Source organism: Sphingobacterium anhuiense, assembly GCF_042686355.1.
Classification (GTDB): Bacteria; Bacteroidota; Bacteroidia; order Sphingobacteriales; family Sphingobacteriaceae; genus Sphingobacterium; species Sphingobacterium anhuiense.
Genome location: NZ_JBHUPE010000001.1, coordinates 217,559 through 234,802 on the forward strand (window position 1 = coordinate 217,559; position 17,244 = coordinate 234,802).

The following is a 17,244-nucleotide window of genomic DNA, read 5'->3' on the forward strand; positions in this document are numbered from 1 at the left end:
ATGGAAGGAGAAAAAAGATTATTGTGATGACAAAAGTGGAAGCATCCCTGCTTCCACTTTTGTGGTTTTAGAAAGATGTAATCAGGCCAAAAGTAACATTGCGCCCTGGATTATAGACACCCAATGAGAGGTCATGATGATCTAATCTGCCGGGTCTCAGACGGCTCAATGCATCGTAATATTTTTTATCAAGCAAGTTGTTTCCAGCAATATACGTTTGTATATTTAATCCCCTGATCTTAAACGTCGTTCCTAACGAAGCATTTAACAAAGTATATCCCGATACACTGGTTTCAAATTCACGGTCTACGCGTCGTTGCGCAAAAAAGTTATCAATACCGACTTTTAAATAACTGGCCGACAACCCTTTAATTTCCGGGCTATATTTCAGGCTATTTTTGAACTGTCCTGCTGGAATAAAAGGTAAAGGTCTATCCAGGGTTTTATTTTTAGCATACGTGTACGAGAATATATTGTTAAAAGTAAGATAACGGAATAAGGTAATATTAAAATCTCCTTCAAATCCATGCAGCTGTGCATCAACCTGACCATACCGATAAATTGCCATCCCATCGGCTGTTTCATCACCAGGCCGTGATGAGATGTAGATATAATCTTTGATCAGGTTAGAATAAAGACTGATACTTCCATTGAATATACCCCGATCGTAGTCTATACTGATATCCGCCTGATAACTTTTTTCGGGCTTCAGAGCCGTATTACCGATTTCATACCGGAACGTTCCCTCATGGACACCATTTGAACTTAGTTCTGCCGGATTGGGAGATCGAAAAGCATTCCCTAAATTGGCTTTTAGATTAATATATGGACTCACTTGATGCGTTAGACCCGTAGCAAAACTAACGTTCGAAAAATGATTTTTATACTTTTCAAACGTTTCGCCATCTTTGACATATCCATCACCATCATTGACACGATAATCATAGCGCACACCAGCATTAACAGTCGTGTTATCCCAGGTCTTTTTAAGATACCCAAAAGCCCCCACTCCAAAACTCTGGTAATCGGGAAGCAAAAATTCAGCCCCTTTATTGGAGTTTTTAGCATGTTCGGCACTGACCCCAAAAGCTGGATGCCATCCCTGAAATTCATTGACAGTATACTTCGCATCAAGGGTTAATGTATGTAGATCCAAAAAGAGATTGGGAACAGGATTATCATGTTCTCGACGCTGGTTGTTCTGATAACCAAGATCAAATTTTAATGATCCCTGATCTAGAATAAGCTGATTGTTCCAAGAAAGCTTTGTATGTCGGATATCCTGCTTCGGAAACTCCAGGCTTCTATTTTTAAAATCTCGATCCGTAAAACGATTCCCTGCCGCATCGATATAATTACCCTGGCTATCAAAAGCAGGTTCATAAAATCCAATATTATTGCGAAAAAAAGATGCGTTTACATGGGAATAACCCCAAGATTTATTAAGCCCAAACATGGCGCTGAAATTCGTTTCATTAAAACCTGAATTTGGAAAATAACCTGTAGGGGTCTTAAATGAATAAGCATTTTTATAAGTTCCTCTTCCTCTCCAGACAAATCCATTTTGATTACCTGTCAACATAGCAGAACTGGCACTTAATCCGCCGTTGGTCGAATAATTGGATAATACCTCGCCTTTAACTTCCCCACTTTGCGGAACAAGGGGCTCCAAAAAATTGATCACTCCTCCTAGTGCATCGGATCCATACATCAAAGATGCCGCACCCCGCAATACTTCGACACGATCTGCACCATATTGATCAATCTCGATCCCGTGCTCATCGCCCCACTGATTTCCCTGCTGCTTGACACCATTGCTAATCGTCACAACCCGGTTGGATGATAGCCCCCGGATTACAGGTTTAGCGATAGACGATCCAGTCGTAATCGCCGCTACCCCCGGCACTAGCCTGGCCAAACCTTCTATTGCATTCGTCGCAGGCTCCAATAATTGCTGTTTGCCCACAACAGCAATTGAAGTGCTATTTTTTTTACTGCTTGAGCTGATCGCCGCACTCGTTACAATCACTTCATCCAGCGTTAAATTGCTTGGACTTAATGGAATTGAAAGTACATCATGACTACTCAAATCAATTTTCAAACTTCGCGTCTGGTAACCGACACCGCTAAATTCCACCAAATGTTGCCCTTTATATTTCGGAGGAATGATAAACCCGCCGTTCTGATCCGAAACGAGCTCAAGCTTAAGGTCCGGTACTTTAATAGTAATCCCTGCTATCGGCGCCCCCTTTTTGTCATCCAAAATGCGCCCGGTATGCTTACTGTCCGTCTGCCCGTAACTATTAAACGTAGCAATAACCGACAAAGCAAAAAATAAAAACTTCTTCATCATATATATTCATTACTTCATCATTATTAGCCATGACAAAGCATTTTAAATCGTAAAAAACCAGAAAATGAAATGGTGCTACAGCACCATAGTGATATAATTGATGAAGATTGGGGGACCGCGAGGGAAGGTCGGAATTAAAGACTGCGAAATTTCATAAAGATCGATTGGAAATTTCCATAAAACACCCCACAGTGTAAAAAATGGATTTAGGTTATGATAAACAGGCCCTTCGGAAAACTCAAAAAGATAATCAGAACTAAAAGTACGAATTTCATTCTCACTATGGTGATCATTCCCCTTCTTTGTAATCGGATAAGGATGCTTATGCTGTATAACTTCACCAGATTTTAGAACATGGATATGTAGAAAAAATATACTACAGACAATCCAATAGAGATACAAAAAAACGATAAGATTCGCTTTTAAACTTCTAGATTGGATTTGTTTATGTATCAGCACAAGGCAAATATACTAAAAAGCGTAATAGCAACAAAGTTGCTATTACGCTTTTTAGTATATTTCTTTTTACCTGTACAGCTTTTCGCGAAACACTTGACTGCGATAAATTGCTTTGAATGGAATTTTTGCAGAACCTCAATTGTTCCTTTTCCAATTTTAAGTGTAATAAATAAGATTGGAAAAATTGTGATTTCAAAAGCAAACCCCGCAGGCAATGCCTTCAGCACATGCACTTACTTTTTAATACTCAACCAATCGATCGCATCTTGCAGCTCTCGGAGTTCATAGCCCTTAGCTTCGCCCGGACTGATGTAACTAAAGGCATCCGTAAATTTTTCTACCGCTTTCTGATCGGTTACGATGGCCATCTTCTTCCAATCCGTAAAGTGCTTCACTCCTGCTATCAGATCCTGCACCCAGGCACCTGCAGTAAAGTTCTGCACATCGGTATCCAATACCAAAAGATAGTAGATCTCTTTATATTGATTGGCCAGGGATTCCAGTCCGGGCAATAAAACTTCTTTTAAATCATCTTTGGTGACCTCTCCACTTGCACGAACGCCAAACACATGGTCAGGCAGATTTTGAATAACTGTAAGCATATCATGAACATTATGTATACAAAAGATACAAACAAGGCTCCATTTAGTTCACATCGACTCTTTGTTATAATTTTTCTAAAGTAAAATCATCTCCGTAAACAGTTCCGGTACCAGCCTTATAAAAGTATAAAGTTGCCGTTGTTTGTGTTGCTCCCGTTGTAAAAGTAACGGAATTATTGCTGTATGAAGTGGTATTAAAGGCCGCATCGACAGGAGCGCCGCCATAACCTTTAACCCCAAGTAACACCTGTTGTCCAGCAGCGGCAACTTTACCATATCCAGAAAACCGATAGGTCGTATTAGGTTGCAGTCCCGTTAAATACTGTTCAACAGCATTTGCTCCCCCCGTCAATTGAATACATTTTAATCCGGTACGCATATTGGAACTAACAATCGCCGCATTGCCACCCCAAGAAGTCCAAGGCGAAAGTGTACCCGTTTCAAACCCACCATTGTAAAAGATAGGCAGATTATAAACACGTACATAATCCACTTGCATATTAAACGGCAAATCCGCGTTCGTAATAGCACCAGGCCAACCCGCTCCACCAGCTTGATTTAAAATTAAATAAAAAGGAACATCAAATGGCCATTGTTGCCAAGTCGCTCCAGTGGCCTTCGTATACGTATACTGAAGGGTATTATTAACAAAAAATTTGAGTGCATTCGGGCTCCACTCGAGACCATAAATATTATAGTCTGCTGCATTATAGCTCGTAGAATGTGTCGCACTGGTACCTCCCCCAGAACCTGTTACGGTCGCATTATGCACCGATTGATGCACGACCATCTCATTATTGACATGCTCCATAATATCGATTTCACCGCATCCCGGCCATCCAGCATAAGCCGTTGCAGGTTCTGGCATCATCCATATCGCTGGCCACGAACCCCTTCCTTGAGTAAATTTTGCCCTGACCTCTACTTTACCAAAGGTCATACTGAATTTACTCTGTGATTTAACACCGCCACTATGATACGGAACCGGATCTGTTGGAATCACAGCATTGTCCATGCGCAGCACGAGATTATTACCATCTTGCGAAACATAATCAGATGTATGCGTCATATACTTGTTCCAGGCTACAGTACCGCGTTCGGCATAGCTCCATTTACTGTTGTCAAAGCCACCTACCGTATTGAATTCATCCGACCAAATTAATTCATAATCGGATAAACTTTGTACGGAAGCGGTAATCGCAACCGCTTTTGTTTTTGACACATTTAACAATTGATCAGTTGATTGGTTTACATGTTCTTTGCTGCAGGATACATGCATACTGAAAACAGCTAGCAAAGAACCAGCTGCCATAAAATTTAGGGTTTTTCTGTTCATAATGATTATTTAAAAATTTAAAAAGTGCTCACTATAAATTGTAACTAGAAAATCCTCTTTGATCACATTCTTTACGGTCTTATCTAATCTTACTCACGTTAGTTACAAGGTTATTGGTTATATTTATGTACTACATAATGTTTCTAAGATACAATAAATTTTAGGATAACAACTAATTTTTTAATAAAAACTAGACAATATGGGGAATGCATTCCCTTTGCACCTGCACTGAAAGACAGCAAAAAATTATAAGGATAGGTTTAAGCTATAATTTAAATCATTTCCGAGATGCTTAACGACATAAATGACATCAGATTTCTCTCAAATAAATAAATAACATAACATCAAACATTTTCTTGCTGTTTATACGTTAAAATAAGAAATAGTTGTGGGGAAGAATGAAGATACAGAAGAGTAAAAATTAATCAAATAGAGCTGTAATAAACGTGAAAAGATGCTTTCTTATTAAGGAAGCATCTTTTCTTTATAATGACTGCAAAGCTTTGATGTTTGTTTTCACCAAAGCTTTATCATTCTGAAAATAAGACTATCCGTTTAGCATTTTAACAGCTAGGATATGTTTACACAGTCCGCGTTTTCCTTGATGATTGGTAAACCAGTCGCAGGTACATTGCTGTTTGTCTCCAGCAATAATCACGGTATGTTTTACACCCGAACCTTCAACTCTGGCTTCGATGTAGCTTGGCGTATTTTTAACAAATTGAACACCATCAGTTGTCACTAATTTCTGTGCATTCTTCAATCTAGGATTTAGAGCCAGGATACGCTCTGTCTTAAAGGGCAATCTGCGGTAATAATGCTGATGATCATGCAGATCATACCCGAGTAAACCTATTGAAGAAAGGGAACCTGTCAAGGTATCCATGGATGCAAAATCCACATCGTGTTCTATCGCTAATAAAGTCGGATCAAAAAGTGCATTGGACTTGAGCAGGCTGTTCACGGCATGTACCCATTCTTGAGGCACCGCCTTGACCATATTTTCCAATACATTTCCTTCCCCTGAAAAACCGCGGTAGTTATCGGGCGATAATGCCAACGAAAGTCTGATCTTACCAAAATCGGCAACAAAGGCACAACTCTCGCCTCCGTCTTCCTGATAGACGATCAACTTTTCCGCATAAGGCAAGATTCCCTCCAATAAACGCAAGCGCTGTACACCGCCTACGCGTACTGATCCCGCTGTTGCAATAGGTGAAAACACAAACCTAGGCCCTCTCTGACTCAGGAATAATTCACCTTTTATATTCCCTTTTGGAATGCCCTGAAACAGTTGGATAATCTGTATTTTGGACAAACTGTATTTTTCTTGCATACCGGCAAGATATAGCTGTACAGAGGTCAATCCTTTGATCCATCGGGGTGGTAAAGTGACTTTCTTTTCCACTACTTTGGTTTTATCGGTACTGATGGAAACCTCTTTACTTCCGACACCCAGCACCATTTTCTCCGTTTTTTTAACGGCATTTAAGGCATTGAGCATAGGCTCATTAAAGTCTACATTGGTCGTACCACTGCTGATAAACTCGCCATCGATGGCATCTTCAAGCAGATCAACCCGTGCATACACACCATTGCAGGAAGAGAATCCTTCAAAGCGGATCTGATCTGTACCAGCAGATACAATAGGATCCCGTAGACTCGGGGGTACCGGTCCAAAACTGGACTGCACCACTTTGGCTAATGTCAATAAGCATTTTGAAGTTAACAGCGGATCGGTAATACTGCCCCAGAAAAAACACGGAACAGCACTTACTTCACTTAATTCGGACTGGTGGGCAAGCACCAATTGCTGCATACCTGATTGCTGTACAAGTGTTGAATTATTGCTGTAGCTGAACGCTAAATCTGTAATTGCCATGTCTTATTTGCTTAATTTTTTTAATATCGGTTGTAATGATTTAAAAACCATTAATTTCTCAAATACCTGCTTCATTTCAACGGAAATTTCCTGATTTTCCTTATGTACCAGATCATAATATAGTTCGATCAGTTTCTTGAAATTAGTCGGCATTTTTTCACCTATAGTGTAATTCAGGAGCATCTGATTGATCACCTGTATCAAAGCATTATTATGTTTAGATGAGATATCCCGACATTGCCCCAAAACCTCCTCTAATCTTCCTAATGGACCATAAGTATGACTCATCAGTATGCCCAGAAAATATCCCAGATCCTGAACCGGTAATCGATGCCTATCGATGGCCGTGATGAGCACTTCTGTAGCCATGGCTCGTACTTCTTTTTCTTTGTTAAAACATGAAGTCGCTAAAAATAGCACCGACTGCCGATCAAAGTTAAAGAAATCATACATCATTTCCTGCAAATAGCCGATCGGTGTCTTTCCACCTTGATCACATTTAGCCGCTAACCCCAAGGTCAGAAACAAAGAAAGACTTTCAGTATTCTGAGGCATCACACTATGCATGTAAGAGATATCATCTTTATAGAGATAATAACTATGCAAACTGTCCTTGCCCCGTTGATAAATATCCTTATGGTAGATAAAGGTGTGTGGCTCTTGTTTGAAGTTTGGAAAGTGAAAACTTAATTTTTCACCATCATACACCATTTCTGATTTTTTAGTCTCATAATTATATCCCTGATAATAAGAAGGTGTAAACGTAAGCTCCGGTTGGAAGGGCGCTACGGCAAAGGGTATGTCTTTCAAATTTTCATCTTCAAATTCCGGAAAAACAGCCTCTGGATAATGCGTCCGGGCAACAGTAGCCCAAACACCCAGCCAGCCCACATGCGCATTATCGGATGAAGATAAAAGCTTTTTGACCCATGATTTTTTTTCAATTTTCAGTTCGTCATCAAATCCTAACGCATAGGTCAAGACTGCTTTGACCTGACTGTCGTTTACCTGATCGATCAGCGGTACAACACCATCCAGATCTTCCCGAACGGTGCGGCTCAAAGCGATCGACAGATCCAATAAATCTAGGACTACGCCTTTATCTTGATAATCTAAAATACGCTGTACTACTGTTTGAGGAGCAATCCAAAAAGGTTCATGCGTCGGTAAACTCAATAAAGGCAATTGAATTTCTTTTGCGATATGGCGCTGTAGCTGTGTTAACTGCTCTCCGATCATACTCGCCCATTTGGAATAGTTTGAGTATCGATCCGTATTCTGATAGATCTTATTCGGCTGGAAGTACATATTTAAAAATACCCCCGAAAAGTGCTGAAACCATTGCGATTCCCGGTAAACTTTCTTAAGCTGATTGATATAGGGCTCCAGTTGTTCCTTATAATCCGCCGGAAAATTCGCTCTTTGCAAGACCCAGGCATTCATCAATATTTCCATCTGAACGGCATCTGTACTACCGATGACCTCTCCTATCTTAAACAAAATATCATTCCAACTCGCAGGATAAGTAATAGGTTGATGGAGTTTTTTTTCGTTCACTGGATCAAAAACATATTCCTCTCCGGTACTGATCAATAATTCACTTAAGATTTCCTGTTCAGTATAGCTGGATGCCGCCATTAAATTTTTTAAATCTGTAGGAATACTTCCCAGCATTTGCGCACTGTAAAGCGTAAGTTTTTCTGTAAGCGCTTCTATCGGATCTTTCTGATGTTTTAATATAAATTTCGCCGCTCGATCCTGCAATTGCAGATCCTGGACCATAAAGATATCGGCCGCCTGAAGGATAAATTGTTCTTTTACTTCGGGGCGGTTTTTAAGCAATTTATCAAATTGTACCAGCAGTGTTTTAAGTGCCGATTTAATATCATTGCGCATAAAAAGACCCTCAGACCAGGTTAGAAATTCTTCCAACCTAAAGTCAGCATGTGCAAAATAAGGTTTTAAAGTATCGACGACGAAATTGATCACCGCACTATTTTCGGCATGCAGCAAGGGAAAAAATAACTCCTGGTGCTCCAGTAGCATTTTCTCATCCACGCCTATCCGATCGATCAATTTTCTAAAATAACTCTTCAGGTTAATGTTCCAATTTTTGGTTTGAACCTCCAACGCACTTGTTAAAATAAACGCTTTATCAATTTTATTATCGGCCAGCAATTGATCAAATATCTTATCCCAGGTCAGTTCATTGACCTGATTTTCATACCTATAATTAGAGTAAACCGTATGGATCGGTGTTTCATAATCAAAAACAAGTGGAATATCGCGCTGTATGGTCAATTCATCCGTTGTAAAGAAGCTCAGTAAAGCAGCTGATGGATTATGGAGTCTTGACATCGAATTTGCGTAAACCTCCGGTTCAAATTCCAGAAACCCCTTACTTTCCGCGTACCTTAAAGTATCATAATCAACAGATTGCCACGTATTTTTACGAACGTATTGAAGCAAATATGGTGTCAGCCAATTGGGTTTGGCATACGTTAGAATCTGGTCAACTTCCGGGCTTCTCACTTGATTAATTAATTCGATAAATACATCCCAGCTAGCAGCATCCGAACCACTAAAGGTCGCTAAAGCCAATAATTTGACCATTCGTTGCTGCCCCTTTGTCCCGCGTATACCCCAATCATACTGCGCTTTCGACTTAAAAACAGGATCTTTGGAGAGATCCACATAATCAACCCAATAGCGTTTGGCAGCACGAATCTCCTTTTTAATAACCTCTAGATTCCCACTTACATATTCTTCCAGATAAGGAATAATATCAGATACACTGCCTTTACTGATGAGCTCTTTAATACGCTTCACCGCTTCTTCTTTACGCTGCGCTGAGGCGTTAGGTTTCCGCACAGTTCCCTCTTTTGTAACTTGTGGCGCTACTTCTACTGTGCCGTCCTCCGAATATCCTTTCTTAGTTTTCTCATTAATAAGCTTCTCCGCATCCTTGAGACACGCTTCTTCACTATCAAATGTTTTATCTTTAGATTGCCCAGCAGTACCATTTCTACCATAAGTCACTGTATGTGTTGCACCGTTTGTTTGTATTTCCCAGAATTTATCAGATGTACCGTCAATGAATTTTAGATGCTTAAACATAATTGCCTTTACGAATTGTTAAACCTTTATTGTCAAAACTAAATATATAAAATTTTGACAGATTAAACATCAAATATAAATTTTAAAGAAAAGAAAACGTGCGTTTGAAGCTATTGAAATCATATATACCAGAAAATATGCCGACACAAAGCAACTGTTTCACCTATACTTTAAGAGGGTAAAAAAAGCGTCATCATTAGTTCGTTTTTCGAATCACAAAACCAAATTAACAGGCTATGTATAAACTAAATATCCTTTTCTATTTTAATCGCACCTCTACTTCCCTTTTCTCCTTCTGTCCAAACGGCATTTCCATTAAAGTATATTTTTCTCGGGTACACGGTATTATTTTTATTGTACAGTTCCGCCCGCAGGGTATCCTGCTTCGGTATGTCTTTCCATTTCACCATAATAATAGATTCTTTATAAATTGGCGAGAATGTAAGATGTAGCGAATTGACAGCACCTATTTTTCTCAATTGAAAACTATCTACTGGCGGAGTGTCCGGCGTAAGTCGTCCACCCGTTGGAGACTCTCCTTCATTATTATTACCTGAAAGTGTTATTTTCTCAACCCTAAGGTCACCATCTAACAGGTCTTTTCCGACCTTGTTTTTTATTTCCAGTCCTATCTCTGTATCAAATGAATAATAAAGATCATCATCTTTAGCACAAGAGCTAAAAAGGAAAAGAATGGAAGAAAAATAAAATAGGCTTTTCATCATTAAAGGTTTTTTGATTTAAACGTAATATAGATCAATAAAGCTACATCTTATCATGAAATTTATTTAACTGAATCATAGCATGCATTAGACTTTACACTACAATTGAGATTTTAGGCTCCATTCTTTTTTCTTAAACACATGAAGTGGACTCTTAAAATACTCTCCACAGAATAAGATTTCCAATATTTTACATTAAGCAATTTCGAAACATGATTAACGAAGATACATTTATAGCAAAAAGCAAGCGGTCTTAATTATTTTTTTGACATTGTCGGCATGCACGACTAACGGATACTTATAAAAAATGTATAAATAATATATTAATCAAAGACATAATAACACTTAATTTTTTTCATAGATCTAACCACTCTTAAACTTGTAAAGTATGTTGCTAGCCACAGGGTATATGCAGATCTTTAGAATTAAATAAATAAAAAAATGTCACTTAAAAACATTATTTTAGTTTTATCAATGTCCTATAATTATGAAATATTTTATTGTTGCAATATTTTCGTTAGTTTTCAGCAACTTCAGCCTGGCTCAAAAAAAAGAAATCAACTGGTTAAAAAAGGAAATTATCGATCTCAATATCGATACAGCTGGTAACCTGACCAATAACCCAAAAGCCCTGAAAGATATTATTGGAGATGCCGAAATTGTATTATTAGGGGAACAGTCTCATGGGGATGGTACAGTATTTAAAACAAAGGGGCAGCTCATCAGATTTCTACATGATCAAATGAATTTTGATGTTCTTGTCTTTGAAAGTAGTCTATATTTAGCTGAAAAATCTTTCCAAAACAGTTTAGTCTCTAACAATCCTATCCGAGATCTTAGGGGATCAACATATCCACATTGGTCCTGGACAAATGAAGTGCAACCTTTAATTCAGTACATCAATACATCATCAAAATCTGAAAATCCGCTTATTGTATCCGGTATGGATTATCAGGAGATTTCTAAAATAGACAGAAATGATTTCCCAGTTGAATTATATCTAACCTTAAAAAAACTGAATATTGGTTTTATAGATCAGAATGAACAGAATGACTATTTCACATTCTACTCTTATCTAGCGGCTTATCTGAACAACTTGCCAAAAGATATTCAAGAAACCGATTTACTCACCTTATCTAATAAATTTATAAAGACTTCACAAAGATTTTTAAGCCAGTTAGAAAATCAGTCCTCTTCAGATATTGATTTACTAAAACAGGTTCTAAAAAACAAAGTAGCTGTTACTCCAGTTTTAATTTCGCGAAAATATACTGATAACAACTTTTCTATGAACACCAGAGACTCCATCATGGCAGATAATATTATATGGTTAAAGGAGAAGAGGTATCCAGGCAAAAAAATAATAGTTTGGGCAGCAAGTAGACATATTGCAAGGAATTATCATACTGCCTCCGAAAAATCTACTGGAGACTATTTATTTGAAAAATATAACGGTAAGATGTATTCCATTGCATTTATGACCAATTACGGCAATTGGGGCACTATTGGAATGAAAAAAGATAAGGTCATCCCCCCAGCTAAAGAGAATACTTTAGAAAATCTATTTTCTAAAACCGGTAAACAGAACTTCTTTTTGAACATAAGAAATTTAAATAAAAGCTCATGGTTACTCACAGAACAGGTGGCAAGACCTTTTGGATACATGGAAGAATCTAAAGTGTGGCCCCATTATTTTGACGGCATTATTTTTAATAATGAGATGGTAAAAACGACAATAGTTCAATAAACGGCTGACATAACTGTGAAATGAATATGAAGAGCATGCTTTAGAGGGATACGGTTCCTTTACAAATACTGATAAATGAAAAAGAAGTCTGAAATGGGGAAATAATCGTGATTTAACCTTTAGAAAAATTAACGACATGAGCATAGAGACAAAATCTAATGAGAAAAACCAACACATGGTTTTGAACAATGTCTTTTTAAAATATATAGACACTACTGATACTAAAAATATCCATAAACTCCGGACGGACCCTGAGGTGAATAAATTTATGAAACGTGATTTAACCCAATCGCTCGAAGAGATTCAATTATTTATTAAAGAGCGAATGGATACAACTCATTACTTTACGATCAACACGAGAGACACACAACAATTTGCGGGTACAATTACACTCTGGCGAATTAATTCTGAAAAAAATTCCGCAGAGCTGGGCTATGCACTGCTACCAGAATTTCAGGGCAAAGGTTTGATGAGTAGCGCAATAAAGCTGATCTTAAACTATGCTATTTTCACTTTAAAGCTCAACCACATCGAGGCAAAGACAGTTCGAGATAATCTAAAGTCTCGCCAACTCCTAGAAAAGAATGGATTTATCTTACTGCATGATGTGATTGATGAAAATAACGCGGACAATGTGATTTATACATATAACATGAAGCAAAACTGATTATAACTAAATATGAAATACCAATTTACATTACCCAACTTTCCAGAGTCAACCTTTGAAATGAAATATTCAACTTGGTTTGGCGAAAAATCTTTATACAAAGACGATGTACCTATGGAGCGATCAAAGGAAAAAGGAAAACCTTTTTTAATTCCTACTAAATCAGGAGAAATTTTAAAGGCTTATCCAAAAAATGACTTTCCGAGTATTGTCCATGCCCTAGAAATCGATCAGATCCAGCACAACATAGTAGAAAAACTTAGGTGGTACGATTTTGCTATTGCACTACTTCCCTTCTGTTTGGTTTTTATTTTTAACGGTAAAAGTATCCTCGTCGCAATTGCACTCGTAGCTTTTCTAAACAATTTAGATATCCTTAGAACTAATAGCACGCAAAAGAATAAATATCTAAAGTGATCGGTCAAACAGCGTTAATCGCTGCACTTTACTTTGTAGCGATACAGCTTTTAGAGCTATTAAAATAGAATAGAATATTTACAGGATCTAAAGAACCAATTACCATAAACATATTTTCTTAAACGGAACAAGACTTCCTTTTCACCTTGGTGAAGAAAACAAATATTATAAAAAGATAATGTCACTACCAAACATGGTTGAATCTACGTCAACCTAGCATAGACTTCCATTCCCTAAGGAAGATATTAATGCATTGATATCATGTTCTTTCATTGGGCAGTTGAGGTTTATTATTACGTCTCTAAAAACAAGTTTACAATCTGCAAAATAATATTATCTTTGTGCAACAATTGAAGTAGCCAGTAGAAAAGTAGTCTCAGTTTTAGTAAAATAAGTATTAAAATAATCAATACAATGTTTTCAATTTAGTTCTTAATACACCTATGTCATTAAGTGAAAGCTGGTTTAAAATAATTGCGATTAACTTTAAGTAATTAACCTAATAGCACACATGAAAAGCTTATATGTCTATTTATTCAGCCTATTTATGATCATAGGTTGCAGCAAATCAGAAGAAGTAAAACCTCAACCGGAACCTAATACCCCAGTTGAGTTGGAAACGTTGGTTCCCGATGCCGCAAACCGAAAACTGATTGTACTTTCAGGAAGAGCATTACATCTCAATAATGAACAGATCAAAGACCATGGTTTTATCATGCTTGCTGATACCCAGAATCAATTTCTCGAGAATAAAATTTCATTAGGTAAAACCATCCAAGTAGGCAAAATCACTAAAAAAATAGACCCGTCAAAAGAATTAATAGCGATTGGTTCATTTACTTATAAATTTTACGTCGAAACAAACCTAGGCACTTATTATGGTGAACCTATTCGAGTAACTTTATCGTCTATTTTCATTGATTACCAAAGCGACCTACAAGGTACAGTAGGAGAAAAAATAACCGTCAATGGTGATTTTGCCAAGATCACTGATGGCTATATCCTGTATAGTAATTATAATGATCCCAAAGAAATCAAATATGTAATCAGTAGTAATAAAAACAGTATTCAGTTTGAAATTCCGTCCGGATATAATCATGGCACAAAGTTATCCATCTATTTCAGACCTAAAGCCGGCAATACAGCTATTGATCACGACCTAAACATCGCGGAGGTTAAAATTTTGGGGACTTTAGAGCCACCAACTCATTATGAATTTTATTTAAATGATTACCTCCGTCTTAGCGGGCCCTCAGCAACATCAGGTCCTTTCGATAAAATGTATATTATCATAGGCGACAAACTTGTACCCTACTTTTACGAACTGGCTTTGTTTGACCTTATTTATGAACAACCAAGGTCATCCTACCGGATTGGTTATTTTAACGGGAGAGATACTGTTATCTTTCCAGAGAAAATTCGCTTTAAAACACCTCGTCCAGAAGACGTTCAATTAAGACAAGCTTTTGTACATCCGGGTGGGACCATGGCCGCTACAGGTCTAGATATGACACGATTTTATCACATGTCCGTGGCCACTGTAGGCAATAAAGAGGCGTACTATAATGCACATTGGACGGGCAATGATCAGATACAGATCGGTGATGTGCCCGATGGTAGTTATCCGCTTATCATTAACAGCCCATTCTTCAACTATACCAGTAAGGAAAAAATACAGGTGCAATCGTTAAAGCCTAAATCACTCAGTTTGAGTAAAGGTTATTATGGTCAAAAAATCACCATCTATGGTAATTTCATCAATAAGGAAAGATATTTTATCCAATTAGGAAATTATCAATATAGTGAAAGTATTGCAGAAGCTGGTTCAGTAACATTCGACATTCCAGGCGTAGCACCAGGGAAACACCCCATTACCTTGAGCTATCAAGACATGAATAGTAAAACCTATAGCGTGAAGTCCGCCCTGACGATAGAAGTACTTGCACCAACTTTTGAAAGTTTCTCTCCAAAAAGTGGTAAGCCCGGAGATATAATAACCTTAAAAGGTAAAGGTATAGGTTATGGCCGGATATTACTAGGAGGTGAATATGTCGATGTGATTGGTGGTAATGCTGATGCACCGCAGATTAGTATTCCCAACAGATTTATATATAAAGGAAAAGCACACTTTGATGTCCAATTCGATCATGAGTGGATACAGAGTAAGGAAACATTTGAAATTTTATAATTGAAAAGACCAACTATGACACTTTCTCAACTCATCGCCAGATATCCTTTGATCTATAAACTAATGGTTATACTTTTTCTATTCACATCTTGTAGCAAAGAAAAAGGGGAAACTGCGACACCAACAACTCCCCCAGTAGCGATTACTGGTGCTTTTGAAGCGATCAGCAAGAATTCGATCATCTTTAATGCTTCATTGGAAAATCAAAATAGCCTAGATCAAATCACTGAATATGGATTCATTGTTTATGCGATCAATGCGCAACAAGTAAAAAGTGCAGAACAGGAAATCCCCATTGGCCAAAAGTTAAACGAACAAAAAATTCGTTATACATACAAACCGACAGCGGCATTTGAAATGAATCAAACCTACTATTATTGCTTTTATGTCAAAACAAAAAATACATTTATAAAGGGTAAATTCAATGCTTTTGAACTTAATAAATTACAGTTAGGAAGTCCTTCAGAATTTATGGGAATGGCCGGTGAAAACATTCAGCTTCAGGGGGACTTCTCCATGCTGGATAGCAATTATTTTTTACGAACGTATCTTGACCAAACTGTCCGCATAAGTTATAGCATATCAGCCGACAAAAAGGCTTTATCTTTTAAGATTCCGCATCTTCCCAACCTCCAGCATGGAAAAAAATTGGAAATTAAATTAGAAAAAAGATATTCCGATGGAAACAATTACAGCCAATTGGTAGCAAATATTCGTATTCTAGGAAAAATCGAACCACCAGCACAGAAAACCTACAATTTTAGAGATAAAATGAGATTCTTCGGAACTGCACTCCCAAATTCATGGGAAAGTGACAAAACTTTACAACTAATAATCGGCAATATAACAGTCCCTTATCAATCTGAAATAGATATCAGTACCCTCAAAGAGTTGAAAGGTTCCACTTTCAAGATCGGATATAAAAATGGCCGCGATTCTTTGGTATTCTCCGATATGTATCAAGTAATTGGCCCTGATGCCAACAAACTTTCCTTCGAAGTTACCGCCATACATCCCAATACCCTATTTATTGTCAATGGTTTTTACTTTTATACTTATTTCGAGCCAGATAAGAGCAGTGCTAATTTGGGTGGGCATCCAATAGACTTGATCTCCTATGATTATAATCCCATGTCTTTCACGACTAGAAATATTCCGGAAGGCGAATATACCCTTCAGATCAAAAACAATCTTTATCAAGTAGACAGTAAACAAAAGCTTGTCGTGAAGAAATTTGACTGGCAGTCTATTGACAAAAAAACTGCCTATGTCGGCGAATATGTAACATTAAGCGGTAATTTTATCAAAGGATTCAGTTACATGATCTATGCTACTGAATATCAATATGCTGAAATCATATGCCAAGAAGACGGCAAATTACGCTTCAAAGCACAGTCTTTTATGGGCGAAGGATCTACACTAAAAATTGCCTATTATGTGTATTCTAAAGACAAAGGAGCGGAACTTTATTTCCATAACAAGGAGATACCATTTAAAAGCAATGAAATCACTTTTGACAGCTTTTCGCCAGGCTCTGGTGCTCCCGGCACGGTCGTTCAACTCAAAGGCAGAGGTATCGGTCTAGCTGTCGATTATATGATCGGCAATATGAGACTTTATCCACAGGTAAAAAGTGACGATGAGGTAACTATCATTATACCCATATTCAATGCAAAAGGTAAAGTCAAGCTATCCATTGTAAGTGCTAATAACAAAATCATCCAGCCTGAAGGATACTTTGAAATTTTATAATG

General features: G+C 37.7%; 12 protein-coding genes. 5 read left to right on the forward strand and 7 right to left on the reverse strand.

Annotation, left to right across the window (positions count from 1 at the left end; genetic code table 11):
• Window positions 1-67: 67 nt before the first annotated feature.
• The 7 genes from ACFS6I_RS00955 to ACFS6I_RS00985 all read right to left on the reverse strand — a co-directional run bounded on the left by ACFS6I_RS00955 (window position 68) and on the right by ACFS6I_RS00985 (window position 10,474).
• Complete coding sequence (locus ACFS6I_RS00955) at window positions 68-2,353, reverse strand: TonB-dependent receptor (protein WP_380917458.1); 2,286 nt, start codon at window positions 2,351-2,353, stop codon at window positions 68-70.
• A 75-nt stretch (window positions 2,354-2,428) separates the two neighbouring features.
• Window positions 2,429-2,812: a hypothetical protein gene (locus ACFS6I_RS00960; protein WP_380917460.1), complete on the reverse strand. Its 384-nt coding sequence runs from the start codon at window positions 2,810-2,812 to the stop codon at window positions 2,429-2,431.
• A 233-nt stretch (window positions 2,813-3,045) separates the two neighbouring features.
• A complete protein-coding gene (locus ACFS6I_RS00965; RefSeq protein WP_380917462.1) occupies window positions 3,046-3,414 on the reverse strand; it encodes a SpoIIAA family protein in 369 nt (122 codons plus the stop codon).
• 64 nt (window positions 3,415-3,478) lie between these two features.
• Complete coding sequence (locus ACFS6I_RS00970) at window positions 3,479-4,750, reverse strand: family 16 glycosylhydrolase (RefSeq protein ID WP_380917464.1); 1,272 nt, start codon at window positions 4,748-4,750, stop codon at window positions 3,479-3,481.
• 547 nt (window positions 4,751-5,297) lie between these two features.
• Window positions 5,298-6,632 (reverse strand): SWIM zinc finger family protein, encoded by a 1,335-nt coding sequence (locus tag ACFS6I_RS00975; protein ID WP_380917466.1) that lies wholly within the window; start codon window positions 6,630-6,632, stop codon window positions 5,298-5,300.
• A 3-nt stretch (window positions 6,633-6,635) separates the two neighbouring features.
• Entirely contained in the window at window positions 6,636-9,749 is a 3,114-nt protein-coding gene (locus tag ACFS6I_RS00980; RefSeq protein ID WP_380917468.1) for a DUF6493 family protein, read from the reverse strand.
• A 245-nt stretch (window positions 9,750-9,994) separates the two neighbouring features.
• Entirely contained in the window at window positions 9,995-10,474 is a 480-nt protein-coding gene (locus ACFS6I_RS00985; protein WP_380917470.1) for a hypothetical protein, read from the reverse strand.
• Window positions 10,475-10,958: 484 nt separating this feature from the next.
• Here ACFS6I_RS00985 and ACFS6I_RS00990 point away from each other — a divergent pair, with 484 nt between their 5' ends.
• The 5 genes from ACFS6I_RS00990 to ACFS6I_RS01010 all read left to right on the forward strand — a co-directional run bounded on the left by ACFS6I_RS00990 (window position 10,959) and on the right by ACFS6I_RS01010 (window position 17,242).
• Complete coding sequence (locus ACFS6I_RS00990; protein WP_380917472.1) at window positions 10,959-12,218, forward strand: erythromycin esterase family protein; 1,260 nt, start codon at window positions 10,959-10,961, stop codon at window positions 12,216-12,218.
• Between the two features lie 136 nt (window positions 12,219-12,354).
• Window positions 12,355-12,885: a GNAT family N-acetyltransferase gene (locus ACFS6I_RS00995; RefSeq protein ID WP_380917474.1), complete on the forward strand. Its 531-nt coding sequence runs from the start codon at window positions 12,355-12,357 to the stop codon at window positions 12,883-12,885.
• Window positions 12,886-12,897: 12 nt separating this feature from the next.
• Window positions 12,898-13,302, forward strand: a complete 405-nt coding sequence (locus ACFS6I_RS01000) for a hypothetical protein (protein WP_380917476.1) — start codon at window positions 12,898-12,900, stop codon at window positions 13,300-13,302.
• Between the two features lie 511 nt (window positions 13,303-13,813).
• Window positions 13,814-15,490 carry an IPT/TIG domain-containing protein gene (locus tag ACFS6I_RS01005; protein WP_380917478.1) on the forward strand — a complete coding sequence of 559 codons (1,677 nt, stop codon included), beginning with the start codon at window positions 13,814-13,816 and terminating at the stop codon, window positions 15,488-15,490.
• A gap of 15 nt (window positions 15,491-15,505) precedes the next feature.
• Window positions 15,506-17,242, forward strand: coding sequence for a hypothetical protein (locus tag ACFS6I_RS01010; protein WP_380917480.1), 1,737 nt, complete (start codon window positions 15,506-15,508; stop codon window positions 17,240-17,242).
• Window positions 17,243-17,244: the final 2 nt, after the last annotated feature.

Bases quoted from the DNA above. Each gene is read 5' to 3' on its own strand.
- ACFS6I_RS00955 (WP_380917458.1), bottom strand. From the start codon at position 2,353: ATGATGAAGAAGTTTTTATTTTTTGCTTTGTCGGTTATTGCTACGTTT.
- ACFS6I_RS00965 (WP_380917462.1), bottom strand. From the start codon at position 3,414: ATGCTTACAGTTATTCAAAATCTGCCTGACCATGTGTTTGGCGTTCGT.
- ACFS6I_RS00970 (WP_380917464.1), bottom strand. From the start codon at position 4,750: ATGAACAGAAAAACCCTAAATTTTATGGCAGCTGGTTCTTTGCTAGCT.
- ACFS6I_RS00975 (WP_380917466.1), bottom strand. From the start codon at position 6,632: ATGGCAATTACAGATTTAGCGTTCAGCTACAGCAATAATTCAACACTT.
- ACFS6I_RS00980 (WP_380917468.1), bottom strand. From the start codon at position 9,749: ATGTTTAAGCATCTAAAATTCATTGACGGTACATCTGATAAATTCTGG.
- ACFS6I_RS00985 (WP_380917470.1), bottom strand. From the start codon at position 10,474: ATGATGAAAAGCCTATTTTATTTTTCTTCCATTCTTTTCCTTTTTAGC.
- ACFS6I_RS00990 (WP_380917472.1), top strand. From the start codon at position 10,959: ATGAAATATTTTATTGTTGCAATATTTTCGTTAGTTTTCAGCAACTTC.
- ACFS6I_RS00995 (WP_380917474.1), top strand. From the start codon at position 12,355: ATGAGCATAGAGACAAAATCTAATGAGAAAAACCAACACATGGTTTTG.
- ACFS6I_RS01000 (WP_380917476.1), top strand. From the start codon at position 12,898: ATGAAATACCAATTTACATTACCCAACTTTCCAGAGTCAACCTTTGAA.
- ACFS6I_RS01005 (WP_380917478.1), top strand. From the start codon at position 13,814: ATGAAAAGCTTATATGTCTATTTATTCAGCCTATTTATGATCATAGGT.
- ACFS6I_RS01010 (WP_380917480.1), top strand. From the start codon at position 15,506: ATGACACTTTCTCAACTCATCGCCAGATATCCTTTGATCTATAAACTA.